Origin of the sequence: Niallia sp. FSL W8-0954 (assembly GCF_038005605.1) — a bacterium.
Lineage (GTDB): Bacteria > Bacillota > Bacilli > Bacillales > Cytobacillaceae > Niallia > Niallia circulans_A.
Genome location: NZ_JBBOTN010000001.1, coordinates 1557046 through 1574523, shown reverse-complemented (window position 1 = coordinate 1574523; position 17478 = coordinate 1557046). Strand labels below are relative to the sequence as shown.

The 17478-nt window shown below is 36.3% G+C and carries 11 protein-coding genes; 6 read left to right on the top strand and 5 right to left on the bottom strand.

Annotated features, from left to right (window positions below; all coding sequences use genetic code 11):
• Positions 1-160 precede the first annotated feature (160 nt).
• The 3 genes from ggt to gdhA form a co-directional block, all read right to left on the bottom strand.
• Positions 161-1741 carry a gamma-glutamyltransferase gene (ggt, locus tag NX902_RS07750; RefSeq protein ID WP_095332239.1) on the bottom strand — a complete coding sequence of 527 codons (1581 nt, stop codon included), beginning with the start codon at positions 1739-1741 and terminating at the stop codon, positions 161-163.
• Positions 1738-2970 (bottom strand): MFS transporter, encoded by a 1233-nt coding sequence (locus NX902_RS07745; protein ID WP_095332237.1) that lies wholly within the window; start codon positions 2968-2970, stop codon positions 1738-1740. Before NX902_RS07745 ends, ggt begins: the two co-directional genes overlap by 4 nt.
• A 384-nt stretch (positions 2971-3354) precedes the next feature.
• The gene (gene gdhA / locus NX902_RS07740; protein WP_095332235.1) at positions 3355-4737 is read right to left on the bottom strand and encodes an NADP-specific glutamate dehydrogenase; all 1383 of its coding nucleotides are present in this window, start codon (positions 4735-4737) and stop codon (positions 3355-3357) included.
• A 147-nt stretch (positions 4738-4884) separates the two neighbouring features.
• Here gdhA and NX902_RS07735 point away from each other — a divergent pair, with 147 nt between their 5' ends.
• The 6 genes from NX902_RS07735 to NX902_RS07710 all read left to right on the top strand — a co-directional run bounded on the left by NX902_RS07735 (position 4885) and on the right by NX902_RS07710 (position 14332).
• On the top strand, positions 4885-5796 hold the full coding sequence (locus NX902_RS07735; RefSeq protein ID WP_095332233.1) for a LysR substrate-binding domain-containing protein: 912 nt from the start codon (positions 4885-4887) through the stop codon (positions 5794-5796).
• Positions 5797-6256: 460 nt separating this feature from the next.
• Positions 6257-8008: a cache domain-containing sensor histidine kinase gene (locus NX902_RS07730; RefSeq protein ID WP_095332231.1), complete on the top strand. Its 1752-nt coding sequence runs from the start codon at positions 6257-6259 to the stop codon at positions 8006-8008.
• 50 nt (positions 8009-8058) lie between these two features.
• Positions 8059-9216, top strand: a complete 1158-nt coding sequence (locus NX902_RS07725) for a response regulator (RefSeq protein WP_163186730.1) — start codon at positions 8059-8061, stop codon at positions 9214-9216.
• Positions 9217-9263: 47 nt separating this feature from the next.
• Entirely contained in the window at positions 9264-10550 is a 1287-nt protein-coding gene (locus NX902_RS07720) for an extracellular solute-binding protein (protein ID WP_163186732.1), read from the top strand.
• Positions 10551-10852: 302 nt separating this feature from the next.
• Positions 10853-12316 carry a glycoside hydrolase family 68 protein gene (locus tag NX902_RS07715; protein ID WP_095332225.1) on the top strand — a complete coding sequence of 488 codons (1464 nt, stop codon included), beginning with the start codon at positions 10853-10855 and terminating at the stop codon, positions 12314-12316.
• Positions 12317-12763: 447 nt separating this feature from the next.
• A complete protein-coding gene (locus NX902_RS07710; RefSeq protein ID WP_217279858.1) occupies positions 12764-14332 on the top strand; it encodes a glycoside hydrolase family 32 protein in 1569 nt (522 codons plus the stop codon).
• A gap of 209 nt (positions 14333-14541) precedes the next feature.
• Here the strand turns inward: NX902_RS07710 and NX902_RS07705 are convergent, their stop codons facing one another.
• On the bottom strand, positions 14542-16401 hold the full coding sequence (locus NX902_RS07705) for a glycoside hydrolase family 32 protein (RefSeq protein ID WP_095332217.1): 1860 nt from the start codon (positions 16399-16401) through the stop codon (positions 14542-14544).
• 30 nt (positions 16402-16431) lie between these two features.
• Positions 16432-17475, bottom strand: a complete 1044-nt coding sequence (locus NX902_RS07700; RefSeq protein ID WP_341122738.1) for a carbohydrate kinase family protein — start codon at positions 17473-17475, stop codon at positions 16432-16434.
• Positions 17476-17478: the final 3 nt, after the last annotated feature.

Genomic DNA, 17478 nt, shown 5'->3' with positions numbered 1-17478 from the left:
CAAATTATATGGATATATCGTTTGTTTTTCAACCCTATTTTTTCCAATTTAATAAAGTTTGCTAGACGAGGGCAGATTGGAATGAATGATATAAACTTTTTTCCATAAAAAAGAGCCAACTTCTAGCAGAAGTTCACTCTTAGTCCTAACTCTTGATTATTTATTTTCCTATGGCAGCTCCATCACTTCTTGGGTCGACACCACCATATAAAAATCCTTGTTCATCGATCAAAATAGCATTTGCATGCCCCATAATTCCGTCAAATGCTTCTACTCGGTTTACGATATGACCAGCCTTTTGCAGCTTTTCCAAAACATTTGCCGAAACACGGTTTTCTATTTTTAGCTCTTCGGTTTTTTCTCCCCATGTACGCCCCCATACAAACCGTGGCTCACTTATTGCTATTTGGGGATCAAGTCCATAGTCAAGCATTCTCGTAATCATCAAAGTTTGTGTCTGCGGCTGCCCTTCCCCGCCTTGTGTACCATACAACACATATGGTTTGTTCTCTTTAAAAGCCATGGCAGGCATCAAAGTATGGAATGTCCGCTTATTTGGCTCCAATGTATTAACATGATCAGGATCAAGAGAGAAAAATGAGCCTCTATTTTGCATAGTAATCCCCGTATCTCCCGCAACCACACCAGAACCAAATTCAAAATATAGGCTTTGAATAAACGAAACAGCATTCCCATCTTTATCCACAACGGCGGCATGAGCTGTATCGCTTCCAACAGGGCGCGAACTATAATCTGTTGTATATTCTAAGGAGATGGAATCCGCCATCTCCTTAGAATACTTTTTGCTTAATAACTGCTCTAATGGAATTTTATGAAATGTCGGATCTGTCAGATGCTCATTCCGATCTTGAAAGCTTCTTTTCACTGCTTCTATTATTAGCTGATAATATTCATAGGATTCATACGGAATGGATGAAAAATCGAAATTTTCTAATATATTTAAAATCATGAGTCCCACAAAGCCTTGTGAATTGGGACGAGCCTGATACATAGTATAAGAGCGATAGGTACTAGTGAGCGGTTCACTCCATTCCCCTTTATGAGCGGCAAAATCTGCTATTGTTAAATAGCTTCCTTTTTTCTTCAAACCTGAAATAATTCTATAGGCCAGTTCTCCTTTATAAAAATCATCTCTTCCTTTTGCTCCTAATTGTTTTAACGTGTTCGCTAAATTCTTTTGCACAAACCGAGAAAATTTTTCAGGAACCTTTCCATCTGGCAGAAAAACAGCAGCAGTTTCTTCTATACTTCTTAAAAGCTCCTCATTTTTTATCGTATTTTCATATTGATCATTAGATAAAGGAAAACCCTTTTCTGCATATTCAATAGCAGGCTGTAAGACTTCTGCAAGAGTCATACTTCCATATTCTTTTAAGATAGCATCCCAGCTATCCACCATGCCAGGAACAGTTAGAACACTTTCGATTCCTCGAAAAGGAATGCTCTCTTTTCCCTTAAACATTTCTCTTGTAACAGCCGCTCCTGACTTCCCACTTCCATTATAAGTACGCACTTTCCCTGTCTTTTCCTTATAAGTCAGCCAAAAAGAATCTCCACCAAGACCAGTCATATGCGGATATACTACAGCTAAGCAAGCACTCACAGCAACAGCAGCATCAAATGCATTGCCTCCCTTTTGGAGAATTTGTTCACCTGCTTGTGAAGCCAAATAATGTGGACTTACAATCATTGATTCTGTGCCTACTATTACTTTATTCAACTTACTATTTCCTCCTTAAGTCCAACATTAATCGCTGCTTTATTGTCTTCTTTCCCTTTATCGCTTGTAAATATAAACAATATGGCACCAATAATTAATAACCCGCCGGCTAGATAAAATCCGAATTCTAGACTGCCAGTTTTATCAGCGAAATACCCCGTAATATATGGCGCAAATATAGAAGAAAGCATCCCGCTAAAGTTAAAGAACCCATAAACTCTTGAATACATCGACTTCGGTGTAATATCTGCCATATACGAAATTAATACTGGATCCAGCGCTAATTTTCCAAGCAAACCATATAAACATAATCCGACAATCAGCAAGGAATAATTGTCTGTATAAGGAATAGCAAATTGACAAATTGCTCCAGCTAATGCCAATGTTATAATTAACGGCTTTTTACTTTTAATGCGATCAGATAAGAAACCAAATAGAATGGCACCTGGAATGGAAGCCCAAGGCACTAAAGAAGAGATAATCCCCGTTTGAGATGCTTCAATACCTCTTGCTGTTTGTAAGTAATAAGGAAGCCATGTTAGCATACCGAAAAATCCATATAAGGAACAAAAGATTAAGATATATACAAAAATATGATTTTTAGTGAAAATTTTCTTCATCTCGACTTTTTCATATTCAGATTCTACTTTCTTCTCCTTATGTGAATTATCACGAACAAATATGCCTATTAAAATAGCAACCAAAACGGTAGGGATGGCAAAAACATAAAACGGAAACTGCCAGCCTTTATTTAATGTGTAGGTAAAATAACTGGATGACATAAATCCTAAAGAAATACCAAAAGCCATGCCACTATTAATAATAGCTGAGACTAAGCCGCGATATTTCTTTGGGGTTATCGTAGAAGAGATACCATACTGTGAACCATAATAAGTGCCTTCTCCTAACCCAGTAATTGCTCTCATGATTAAAAACATTGCAAACGTAGTAGATGCACCACTTAAATATGTACCAACGCCAAAAACGATAAAGCCAATTACTAACACCTTTACTCGCCCAAATTTATCTGCTAAAAAGCCAGTAGGGATTTGCATAAAAGCATAGGCAGCAAAAAACACAGTAGCCATTAATCCTAATTCGGTTTGGTTTAAGTTCCATTCTTCTCCAATACTTCCCATGACTGGTGATAGAATATTACGATCTGCATACATAAATACCCAACCTAAAAAGAATAAAAAGATAACAAGTACAGGATGTGATTTTTTCATATTGTAATCCCCTTTTCTGAATGTTGGGACAATTGTAACATGAGTAAAAAAATAAATTATGCTTCTTGTCAGAAAATCTAACACATTTTTTCAATAAGAAAAATTTTTCAAGTAAAACCTTTCAGATTGTTGTAATAATAATAGCAATCTATTTCATAAAGTTCTCATTAAGGTCTTATAGGTTTCCAAACGAAAATGAAACCAATTTCATTTTCATATATCTAAATAAGTATATGTGGATATACCTCTCTCCCAGCGAGCCAACATAGTAACTCTTATATAAATCCTTATCCAAGTAGAATTTTTACAATAAAAAAGAGAACCAACAACATACTGATTCTCTCTTCTAAACTATATAAAAATATCATTCTATTTGAAAACTTCTTATATGATTCCTTGTTCTATCATAGCATCTGCAACTTTGATGAAGCCTGCTATATTAGCACCTGCAACTAGATTCCCTTTTTCTGCATACTCCTCTGATGCTTGGATACTTTTACTAAAAATATCTTTCATAATCGCTTGTAGCTTCTTGTCTACCTCTTCTTGCGTCCAAGCTATTCGCGCACTATTTTGTGCCATTTCTAAAGCGGAGACTGCCACCCCGCCTGCATTTGCTGCTTTGGCAGGTGCAAATAATACTTTATGCTCGATAAAGGTATCGACTGCTTCAAGAGTAGAAGGCATATTTGCCCCTTCACCTATTGCTTTTACTCCATTGGCGATTAATTTTTCAGCTGATTCTTTATTCAGTTCGTTTTGTGTTGCACATGGCAACGCAATATCACAAGGAATTGTCCAAATACCTGTGTATCCTTCCTGGTAGATAGCATCAGGATGGGTATTCACATATTCATAGATTCTTTTGTTTTCCACTTCTTTTAATTGTTTCACCGTATCAAGGTTTATTCCATTTGGATCATACACATAACCGCCGGAATCACTGCAAGCAACCACTTTAGCTCCTAACTGTATTGCTTTCTCCATCGCATAAATCGATACATTTCCCGAACCAGAAACTACTACCGTATTGTCTTCAAAACCTCGTCCCTGACTTTTCAGCATTTCTTCCACAAAGTACACTAAGCCGTATCCTGTTGCTTCTTTTCTACCTAAGCTTCCACCATATCCGATCCCTTTTCCGGTTAAGACGCCTGCTTCATAAGCACCTTTTAATCGTTTATATTGTCCAAACATATAGCCAATTTCTCTTGCTCCTACTCCGATATCTCCAGCGGGCACATCGATATCCGGACCGATATGCTTACTAAGTTCAGTCATAAAGCTTTGACAAAAACGCATTATTTCGAAATCAGACTTCCCCTTCGGATCAAAATCAGAGCCGCCTTTTCCGCCGCCTATCGGCTGACCTGTTAATGAGTTTTTAAAGATTTGCTCAAATCCAAGAAATTTAATAATACTGGCATTAACAGAAGAATGAAATCTTAGTCCTCCTTTATATGGTCCAATCGCATTATTAAATTGAACACGATAGCCGCGGTTTACTTTTATATTTCCATTATCGTCTACCCAAGGGACTTTAAAGCTAATTAGTCGATCTGGCTCAAGCATTCTTTCTAATACAGCATGTTTAACATATGTTGGATTTTTTTCAAGTACAGGAACTAAAGAATCAAGGACTTCTTTAACTGCCTGCTGGAACTCCTTTTCGTGAGGATTACGTTCTTTTACTTGATTTATTAATTGATTTATGTAATCTTTCACCGTTTGTGTTTGAAATTCTTCTTTTTTATCCAGCACTTTCATCCTTTTTCAGCCCCTATAATAAATTAATGTTAGAATATTCTCTTTTCTAAAAGTTGTTTTTATTTTATAATTTTATAATTAATAGGTACAATACTAATTTCGGATTGAATTCATGCGTTATGCGCATGGATAGAAAAGAGTGCAGACATGGAAATAAGACAAATACAGTATTTTTTGGAAGCTGCCAAAAGGGAACATATTACAGAAGCTGCCGATGCTTTGCATGTGGCCCAATCTTCAGTAAGTAGACAAATTTTCAATTTAGAAGCAGAATTAGGAGTCGAGCTTTTTATCCGTGAAGGTAGAAGCGTAAAATTAACACCCCTTGGAAGAGTTTTTTTTGAGCGGATGAAACAAATATGGAGTATGATGGAAGACGCCAAAAGAGAAGTGGAGGAGTCGCTCGATCCTGAAAAAGGGACAGTTAGAATCGCCTTTCCTATCAGCATGGCTGCTCATACACTGCCATCTATCATCTATTCTTTTCGTACTCGATATCCAGAAGCTAAATTTCATATGAGCAACGCCCTGTATTATGATCTTATCGATGGAGTTATTAATGGAGAATTTAATTTGGCAATGATTGCGCCAATGCCAAACCGAGAAAAGGAGGATAAAATTAACGGTGCTACATTATTTACAGAAAATATTGTTGCCCTTCTTCCTCTTCATCATCCATTGAGCAGTCAAAAAGAATTACAGCTAAAAGATTTAAAAAATGATCCCTTCTGTGTCTTACCAGAAGGATTTGTATTCAGGGACCAAGTGGTTAAAGCATGTCATGATGCAGGATTTTCTCCACAAATTGCATTTGAAGGAAAAGACATTGATGCACTGAAAGGATTAGTATCTGCTGGGTTAGGAGTAGCCTTGATGCCAGAAATGACATTGGTGGATAACACACCACGTTCCACCTGCGTCATCCCCCTTTCAGATATTAATCTGACAAGAACCGTTGGGGTTATTTATCCAAGTCATCGCAAACTACTTCCAACAGAATCACTATTTTACCAGTTTCTCTTAGAGACATATGAAAGATTGAATGAGTTTAAAAAGTAAATAGCAAATCAAGAGTGTCTAGCATATTAGCTGCTGACACTCTTTTTACATTAAACCAGCAATTAGCATCGCAAAATATAAACGGAAGATTCTCCTTATTTATCCAATCTCAACATAAATGACCGTTTAATTTTCCTTATTTTGACTAGAATGTAACGGAATAATAGATAGTATGACAATATTTAATGATAATTACCTAAATTTCGTAATGAAGATTTAGTCCCTAGTGCCATCGATTCAATTTTGATCTTTTTGTTATCGTTTCCACGTACTATAGTAAGCGATGCCATTCAGCGTTTTAATGGACAAAACGCCAAAAATCACACCTAGCTTTTTTATCATCTGTGTATATTGACTTATTTGTAAAAAAAGATTTAGATTTAAAGATATGGTTTATTAAATACGACTAAATTTTTAAGGCTAGATAATGATATTAATAGAAAGAAAGGAACCTCTTAATATGAAAAGCATTCAAAGCCGTTTATTTTTTATGCTTCTTGCTTTCATTATCCTGCCCTATTTTTTAACGGTTTTAATTATTTATGGATATACGAAGGATAGTGTCGAACAGCATGAACTACAAAACAGCAAAGAACAATTAGATAAATTATCCAAAGAACTAGAACAATATTTTAATGATATGATTGACCTTCCCTATATTTTATATAGAAATCCAGACTTTTTTCGGATTTTTACTAATGGCTATGAAGATTCCATTTATTTTAATCCAATTGCTATGGAAGAAAATATTGAAACTTTTTTCTTGATGCGTTCCGAAATTCGCCAAATTCGTTTCTATTTGGATAAGAATAAAGAATCATTCACTATTTATAATGGGATGATCAGCGCAAGAAAACCGCAAAAAGATTTTATGAAGCAAGACTCCATGCAAAAGCTGTTTCATTCCAATTCACGTTATTTAATAGAGCCTCCACATACGATTGGAAACTATAATAATGCCGCGATTATACCTGAATCAGACAAAACAGAGGTTATGACTATCCATCATAAAATACTGGATCCTCTCTCCAAAGAATTTCTTGGGGTTATTACAATTGATATGGATCTAGATAAGTATGCACAGATTTGCAGTAGTCTATTACAGGAGAAAGGAGATTCCATTTATCTTCTTAATGAACATGATATTGTAATGTATACAAATGTTCATTCCCTAATAGGAAAAACAGCAGATGAGAAATTCCTTCATGCCAGCCAGGATAAAAGCAATGATATTATCTTATCTAAAACATTATCAAAACCACTTCATCAGTGGAAAATCGTAAAGGTGACACCTAGTGATAGATTATTTTATGATGCTAGACAAACCGCTTACACCAACATATTGGTTGGGATAGGGGTGGGGGTACTAGGACTATTAATGATCAGCATCCTTGCCTACTATATATCACGTCCTATTAAAGTGCTCAGCCAAAAGGTGCTTTCTATTAAAGGAGGAAACTTAAATATTCCTTTTACCGACAGCCGAGAAGATGAAATTGGTCATCTAGAAAAGCATATGAAAGAAATGTTGGAGCGTATAAACCTCCATATTGATCGAGAATACAAATTGGAGATTGAGAATAGAAAAAATCAATTACGAGCACTTAAATCTCAAGTGAATCCTCACTTTCTATTTAATGCTCTTCAATCCATTGGAGCAGTTGCGCTGCAAAATAACTCTCCTAAAATCTATCAGCTTGTAACATCCTTATCAAAAATGATGAGATACTCTATCCGAGCAGATCAGTGGGTTCTAGTTCGTGAAGAACTGGATTATATAAAAGCATACTTAACGCTGCAACGGGAACGTTTTGGCAGTAAGCTAAACTACTCTATTCAGATAAGTGAAGCAATCCAAGGGATAAAAATCCCTAGTATGATACTCCAACCCCTTGTAGAGAACTACTTTAAACATTGCTATGAACAAGGCTATTTTGATTCTACCTTAAATATAACAGGCGAAATTAAAGAGGATTTTTTATATCTAATCGTTGAAAATGACTACTCAAGTTTATCAGCGGAAGAACTGGACACTTTAAGGAGTAATATCTATCGTGCTCCTTATGCTGGCGAATTTTCTCACGAGCATATTGGTTTAAAAAATATACATGACCGTCTTCTTCTAAACTACGAATCAAAAGCAGGTTTAGAGATAGATACCAACGAGGGGCATGGCTTTATCGTAAAGCTATATATCCCGATGCAAAATTAAATAGATGGTTCATCATCGCAAACCATTCTTTTCGAGGAGGCTCATTCAATTTGAAAGTTCTTATTATAGACGACGAAATTAATGTACGATATGTTATTCGCTATATTGGTGAATGGAAAAAACACGGAATTACGACCATCTTAGAAGCTAGCAATGGAGAAGAAGCGATAAAAATCATCCAAAAACAAAAACCGGAAATTATCTTTACAGATGTGAAGATGCCGAAAATGGATGGAATAGAAATAATTGAGTGGCTAGATTCCATTTCTTACTCTGGTAAGGTTATTCTGATTACAGGATTTGACGATTATACCTATATGCGAAAAGCAATCCAGTGCAGCAGCTTTGATTATTTATTAAAACCGATTGAAGCTGAATCTTTAAACAATACTCTATCAGAAGCAGTACAATCATGGATAACTGAGAATAAAGATGCAGGTGTTTTAGAAGACGCCAAAAGACTGCGCTTGAATCAATTGGCTACACAAGCCTGTATAGGAGAAGAATTTGACTTAATAGAGCTTGCTTCTAGTCTTCCCGATGCAGTTGAGTATGAACTAACGCTTATTTCTTTTTATCAGATGCACCATTCTGAGCCATATATCCAATTACTTGCCGATCAACTTATCGAAAAAGGAATAGGAAATGCTTTTACCCTTCAACATGATCATAGCCTTTGCTTAGTAATTACCACTAGCCAACAATGGTTGTCTGTTGAAGAATGGATTATTCAGCAATTCGATATCCCTATCCGCATCGTAAATGGAATGTCCCTTCTATCGTTAGGAAAAATCCATGAGTCTTATCAATCGATGCAAAAGGCAGTGGAAGAACAAAATTACCGGACGATTCACCGTTTAAATGATATAGACGATGCCAAGCGAATGCAGGATATTGTTTCATACGTGGATACTTATTATATGGAAGAATTAAGTTTAGAAAAACTTTCTAATCGATTTTTCTTAAGTCGCGAGCATATCTCTAGAAAGTTCAAACAGCAAACAGGGATGCCTTTATCCAAATATATTATGAAGCTTAGAATCGACAGAGCCAAATTCTTGCTTCGGGAAAAAGATGAAAACATTTATGCAATTGCTTTATTACTCGGTTATCAAGATGAAAAGTACTTTTCAAAATTATTTAAAAAAATGGTTGGTTTAACGCCATTTGAGTACAGAAACTGTCAGAAAACGTTGGACGCAAAGTAGATACCACCATCAATAATAATTGAGAGTGAAATAGCAGGAGTGAAATTATGAAAAAGTGGACATTCACATGGCTTATTGCAGGATTGTTGATTGTTGCACTTTCAGCTTGTCAGCCAAAATCAGAAGAAGACTCAAGCGAAAGAAAAACAGCCGATGAACGCATCACACTAACTATCCGAAATCCAAAAGTAGAAATTTCTACCCAATTTGAAGAAATGGTGATGGCATATGAACGCGAACATCCAAATATAGATATTCAGGTTCACACTGTAGGTGGTGCTGCTGATGATCTTGCTGATTTGAAAGCTCAAATTGCAGCGGGGAATGGTCCTGATATTTTTACAAATACAGGGTATGACAATGTGAAGATATGGAGTGATTATTTAGAAGATCTATCTGATCAACCATGGATTTCTCATGCATACAAAGACACCTTGAAACCAGTAACAATGGATGGCAAAGTGTATGGAATGCCCCTTAACATAGAAGGATATGGATTCATATATAACAAAGGTTTATTCCATAAAGCAGGAATTCATACGCTTCCTAGAACGTTATCTGAGTTACAGGCAGCAGCACAAACATTAGAAGAAGCCGGTATTACGCCCTTTGCAACTGGATACTATGAAGAGTGGAAGCTTGGTGATCATCTCTTAAATATTGCATTTGCACAACAAGATGATCCTGAAGCATTTATTGCCCAACTAAACAAGGGAACCACAAAAATTACGAACAATCAAAAATTCTTAGATATTATTTCTTTACTTGATACTACCATCAAATATGGAAACCAAAATCCCCTAACAACGGACTATAATACAGAAGTTGACCTCTTCGCTTCGGGAAAAGCTGCGATGATCCAACAAGGCAATTGGATTCAGCCAATGATTGATCAGCAATCACCGAACATGAACATTGGATTCCTGCCAATCCCTATTAACGAGGAACCAGCTGACGCAATCGTTGTTAACGTTTCTAATTATTGGGTAGTTAACAAGCAATCATCTGCTGAAAGGAAAAAAGCAGCCAAAAATTTTCTAAACTGGATGGTATTTTCAGAGCAAGGAAAGTCCTTTATGACTGAACAATTTAAATTCATTCCAGCTTTTGACCATATAGAGGCACACCATTTAGGACCGCTTGCAATGGAAATTATGAACTACTATCAAACAGGAAAAACCCTTAGAGCCAATTGGTTTTCCTTTCCTGGTAGTGCACGAGAAGAATTTGGATTAGCTATGCAATTATACGTAGGTAAACAGCTAAATCGAGATCAATTGCTACAAGAATTTCAAAAGTCATGGGAAAAGGCTACCGCTTCGTCTTCGCACTAATTCCTGCCTTCTAATCGCTTCCTTTTGCAGGGAGCGATTTTTTGTGTTTTTGCAGACATTCATTCTCTCTATCTGAAATAAGGAAGAAGGTCCCGTTCTTCTATTACATCCTCTAGTATATTCGATTTATCTTATATCAATATAAGACTAGATTTCTATCAATCTATGCCATATGCGCAGAAAGTAGATTAACCTATAATTTTATTAGAAACACGGTGTATTTGCTGCTTTGTTTTTATAAATCAGCAGCTTTGCCCTGTCCTTATCTTTTGTTTCATCTAACACATTCTAGGAGGTAAACCATGAAATTGAACAAGCTTGCTAAACAAGCAACAGTCGTATCATTGAGTGCAGCTATTTTATTGGGAGGTAGTGGATCACTAGCTTTTGCAAAACAAAAAGAAAAGTTAGACCACAAAGAATCTTATGGTATTTCACATATCACTCGATTCGATATGGAAAAAATGACGGAACAACAAAACGATTCTAAATTTAAAGTGCCAGCTTTTGATGAATCAACGATCAAAAACATCCCTTCAGCAAAGGGCTATGATGAAAAAGGTAATTTGATTGATTTAGATGTCTGGGATACATGGCCATTACAAAATGCAGATGGAACAGTTGCAGAATATAATGGCTATCAAATAGTATTTGGATTAGCTGGAGATCCTGATAGAGGATGGGACACATTTATTTACATGTTCTATAAAAAAATTGGTGATAATTCCATTGATGCATGGAAAAATGCAGGAAGAGTATTTAAAGACAGCGATAAATACGCTACCAATGATGTTATTTTAAACAATCAAGCAGAAGAATGGTCTGGTTCAGCCACTTTCACTTCTGATGGCAAAATTCGCTTGTTCTATACAAATCGTCAAGGCTGGGATCCTGATCATGGATTTTTTGGAAAACAAACATTAACTACTGCCCAAGTTAATGTATCTAAACTAGATGCAAATACATTAAAAATTGATGGGGTGGAAGATCATAAATCCATCTATGATGGTGGAGATGGATCTGTATATCAAACAGTTGATCAAGCTTTTTCAGGCGGAAATTATGCAGATAACCATACATTAAGAGATCCTCACTACGTTGAAGACAATGGACATAAATATCTTGTATTTGAAGCTAATACAGGAACAGATTATGGCTATCAAGGAGAAGAATCATTATTTAATAAAATCTATTATGGGGGCAACACTAAATTTTTCAGAACAGAAAAAGAGCAGTTATTACAAAGCCCGAAAAAGAATTTAGCAACACTAGCAAATGGCGCATTAGGAATTATTGAGATTAATGATGACTATACACTAAAAAAAGAAATGAAGCCGTTAATTGCTTCCAACACTGTTACAGATGAAATTGAACGTGCGAATATCTTTGAAAAAGACGGAAAATGGTATCTATTTACAAGTTCTAGAGGATCAAAAATGACTATTGATGGGATTAACGACAAAGATATTTACCTATTAGGATATGTAGCTAATTCTATTACTGGACCATACAAACCTTTAAACAAAACAGGTATTGTCTTACATCAAAATCTAGATCCAAATGATGTTACATGGAACTACGCTCATTTTGCGATTCCACAAAAGAACAGTGACAATGTAGTTGTTACAAGCTATATGACAAATAGAGGATTATTTGAAGATCATCAATCCACTTTTGCTCCAAGCTTTTTATTAAAAATTAAAGGCAATAAAACTTCTGTAGTAAAAAATAGCATTTTAGAACAAGGTCAAATCACTATAAAATAAATAAAAAAACGAGGTTAGGATAAAAGTATTTCAATTTAATATAACCCGAACAATTATACATTCATACTAAAAAGGATTGGTATAATTGTTTGGGATTTTTATTTATTGAAGAAAAAAGGTGTGTGGTAATCACCCGCAGACTGAATACACTTCGCTTTTCATGGGGCGAGCGCCAAGCCTCCTCGTTCCTGCGGGGTCTTGGACTTCTCGCAGCTCCCATAGGAGTCTCCGTGTATTCAGTCTGCTCCATTTAGTTTCTTTTTGAAAAAAATGTTGGAACGAAATACTCTTTAAAAACGGAGTGAAATGGAGTGTCTGTAACGCAATGGAACGAATTGGATTCACCACTAAATTAGAGATTGTTCGTCTTTATCCATTATTTATTTTGCTTTGTCCCACCCTCTTTTACCAATAGCAAAAAATACAGGATAAGCGCGGTGATATTACTTGAAGAAACCAGCAAAGCACACACAGAAAGTCCTATTTCTCTTATGCCTTATTATACTTGTCGGCATCCTCTTATTTTGGCATCAAATCACTAAGGTTTTTACTGAAACAGTAGACCAGCAAGAAAAGACCGTTGTTTCTGATGGTCAATCCTATCGTGCCAAATACCATTTTACTACTCCGGACAAGTGGAAAAACGACCCGCAAAAACCAATCTATTTAGATGGTTACTATCATTATTATTATCTTTACAATGGTGATTATCCTGATGGTAATGGTACAGAATGGAGACATGCTATATCAAAAGATTTAGTGCACTGGAAGGATAAAGGAATTGCCATTCCAAAATACACGAATCAAAATGGAGACCCTTGGTCAGGTTCTGTCGTTGTTGATAAGGAAAATACTGCCGGATTTGGATATGGAGCACTTATCGCAATCGTCACTCAGCCGTCAGCTAATCAGCAAAAACAAGAACAGTTCTTGTGGTATAGCCTCGATAATGGAAATACATTCACTTCATCTAGCGATACACCTATTATGGAAAACCCCGGAACCGATGATTTTCGTGATCCCAAAATCATTTGGTCAAAAGAGTATCGTAAATGGATAATGTTAATGGCAGAAGGAACAAAGGTTGGTTTTTATGAATCCTCTAATCTGAAAGATTGGACATATCTCAGCGATTTCTTCACAAACGATATAGGAATTGTGGAATGTCCGGACCTTTACTATATGCAGACAAATGATGGGAGCTTCAAATGGGTGCTTGGTGCGAGCGCAAATGGAAAAACAAAGAATCAGCCTAATACTTATGCTTATTGGATTGGTCATTTTGATGGAAAGCATTTTACAGCTGATCATCCAGAACCCCAATGGCTTGATTATGGTTTAGATTGGTATGCTGGAGTGACATTTGAGGATGGAAGCAATAGTGATGATTACAAAAAAAGATATGCTTTTGCATGGATGAATAATTGGAATTATGCCGACAATACCCCTACATTACAAGAAGGCTTTAATGGAATGGATTCTGTTGTGCGACAAATTCAATTAAAAAATAATGGGGAAAATTCCTATTATTTAGCTTCCCAACCAATCGAAGCATACAACAACCTAGCCAAGACGAACGATTATCTAAAGGAAATAGAAGTAAATGGCCAAAAGCAACTAGAGATGACAGGAGAAATTTATCAACTAGAGACAGACATCTCATGGACAGAGTTAGATAATGTCGGTTTAAGACTTAGAGAATCTTCTGATCAAACGCGATATGTGAATGTAGGAATATTTATAAAAGATAACTACTCGTATGTAGATCGTTCTTTTACCGAACATCCAGATCAGCAGAATTCACATTCAGAAAGTACAGCACCCTTTCCTGCTGAACAAAAACAAGTACATTTAAAGATTCTTGTTGATAAAAGTAGTATCGAGGTTTTTGTAGATGATGGGAAGGTTGTGCAATCGAATTTAATATTTCCTCACGCAGTTGATCAAGGCATCACGTTGTATTCAGATGGCGGGACAGCAATCTTTAAGAATATGACGATTACACACTTAGATTAATGGAATTGCCACTCTTTCCAAAGCCAGAAAACCGAATATCCTTTTTCACTAATTGTCAGCTTGCCTTTTACCATATCTACTGTAGAGTCTACCCTATTTAGTGATGGCATTTTTTCTTAAGTACCCTCTATTTAGAAACAATATGTAAAAGCACTTTTCCTTATTTGGGAGAAGTGCTTTTACATACTGTATAATGCTTTCATTCTCTTTTATTTTATTACCCTTATTTTTACTTCCTTTGTAAGTTCCGTTTCAGGATGCTTAACCTGTATGTTTGTTACGCCTGGTTTTAATGCTTTAACGAAAATACCTTTTCCTTCGTCAGTAGACTCCGTTATATCGATTATGTCTTGTTCAGCGATGTCCCAACTAAAAGGAGAACTGCTCTTAATCCAATCTGGCTTTAAAATCGCTTTAATAGTTTGGATTTCTCCTTCTTTAAGAGTTAAATATTCCGAACTTACTACTATACGTTCGACTTCCTCTTCCTTTGGGCGCTCTCTCCATGTTGAATATAAAGGATAAAATTCTAGTGAAGCAACCTTCATGCTTCCACCTTTTGTATATAGCTCTATCCCGTTGCTCGTAGGCTGGGAATAGATTAAATTCGTAAAGACATATTCCCCATCGTTTATAAACACCTCAACAGAAGATTCATCAACAAATCCTCTAATCTTTATTCGCTTCTCCTCAATAGGGTAAGTAGTTGTATGGTTATTCCCAAATTGAAATGGATTCCCATTTCGATCCAATATCGTTTCTAACCCAGCACGAGATCTATCTAAGAATAGTTTATTCTCTTTTGTATTTACACCTATAACCGTATTTTCGTCCTCTGATTGTCGAACGCGAATACCGAATTCCTCTACGTTTTCCCATTCCAGCACAGCTTCAAATTCATAAGTAGTACCCGAAAAGTCAGCAATTGCCTGCTCCCCATTTACCTCCATAGGATCAATAGCAATATGATTGACACGTAAACTTTCTAACTCTCTAACCGGTTCTTGAAATAATTTAATATTTCCATCCTTAACGGTTTTCAAATATAGTTCACGTGGAATTGACATAGATCCCTTCCATGGTTCTGTCGGCGATTGATAAGGATATCTCCAATTCGCCATCCAGCCTAACCATATTCGGCGCCCATCTTTTTCCGGGATATCAGAAAAGGATTGAGCCGCATAAAAGTCTTGCCCAAAATCTGTTGTTAAAATAGTTTCTGGGGCATTATCATTAATAAATTTTGTTCCGTCAAACTCTCCAATAAAATATTGAGCAGTTGATCCATTTGTTTCTTCATTATCTCCAACGCTAACTTGCAATACCCATTTCTTCTTATTCTCATCACCATCTACAGGCAATTCAAATAAATCAGGACATTCCCATACAGCTGCATGAGATCCCTCCTTATCCCCAAATTGACTCTGAAACTCCCAGTCAATCAAATTATCAGAACGATAAAACGTCACACTTTGATTTGTCGAAACAACCATTACCCATTTTTTAGTGCTCTCATGCCAAAATACTTTTGGATCACGAAAATCCTTTATTCCTGGGTTTGGGATAACCGGGTTTCCTTTATATCTTTCCCATGTTCTCCCATTATCTTTACTATAAGCAATGCTTTGGGATTCTCCTCCCTCTGTATTTGTATAGATGGCAACTAACCCGGCTTTCCCTTCAAAAAATCCTGTGGAATCATTCCAATCCACCACAGCACTTCCAGATAATGCTTGCCCTAATTGGTCATGTTCTAATGCAATCGGCAAATGTTCCCAATGTAATAAATCCTTGCTCACCGCGTGTGCCCAATTACCATTTTTTTGATGAAACAGATGATACTCTCCCGCAAAATAGATGAGTCCATTAGGGTCAGCTAAGTTTCCAGAAGGGGTTGAAAAATGATATTGGGGTCGATACAATTCTGTATAATAATCGGAAGTGGCAGCTTCCATGTTATCCGGTCTCAAGCCATCCAAATTTTTCTCTTCCTTTCCCATTTGGTTGATACTACAGCCCGTTAATAGCCATGTAACAGACAAAACAGCCGTTAATATTCTTTTTCTCAATTTGAAATCCCCCCCTCCTCCTTTTTAACGTCATTTTTTTTCCTTTTTATTGACCACTATAAAGTCTTCGATTTGGTGAAGAGTAGGCATGGCTGGAATTCCACCTTTATTTGTTGCCACATATGCTCCCATCGCATTTCCGAAATTCAATATTTGCTTTAATATATCTTCGCTTATTTTAAAATTCAATAGATCCCTCTTTAATAATTCATATAGAACGCCAGCAAGAAATGCATCTCCGCATCCAGTTGTATCAATAGCTTTTACAGCTGCTCCTGGGACAAATACTAAGCCATCCTCTCCATATGCATAGCTTCCCTTATCTCCCACTGTTACAAAAAGCAGCCGTAAATGAAACTCTTTATATAACTGCTTTGCTCCTGAAAAAATATCTGTTGTATCCGTTAAAAATGCTAATTCTTCTTCCGAAACTTTGACTATATCTGCAAAATGCAAGACTACTTCGATTTGTTCTTTTGCCTCCTCTAAGCTTTGCCATAGTAATGGACGAAGATTTGGATCAAATGAAATAATCTTTTGCTGTTCTTTTGCATAATTTAATGCTAATAAAGTTGCTTCTCTTGCTGGCTCATTTGTCATGGATATTGATCCTACATGTAATATTTTTGCATCTGCTATTAATGATAAATCCACATCATCTTTAGATAACATCATGTCTGCACCAGGCTGTCTATAAAAATCAAATGAACGATCCCCCTGATGATCAATATGCACAAATGCTAGTGTCGTTTTTATTGGGGAATAAACAATTCCATTTGTTTGCACTCCTTTATTCTGTAAAGTGGAAACGAGTAATTCCCCAAAATGATCCTTCCCTATACACCCAATAAATTCTGTTCTCAGCCCCAAACAGGATAAAGCCACTAGAACATTCCCCGGAGCCCCACCTGGATTGGCAACAAACATAGGAAACCCTTGTTCATTTTCACCTTGGGGAGTAAAATCAATTAAAATTTCTCCTAACGCTGTTACATCGCTCATATCTCTACACCACTTTTCTAACTTTTTTCCATTGAATTTCGTATAAAATAGCCAGAGGATAGATTCATTCAATCC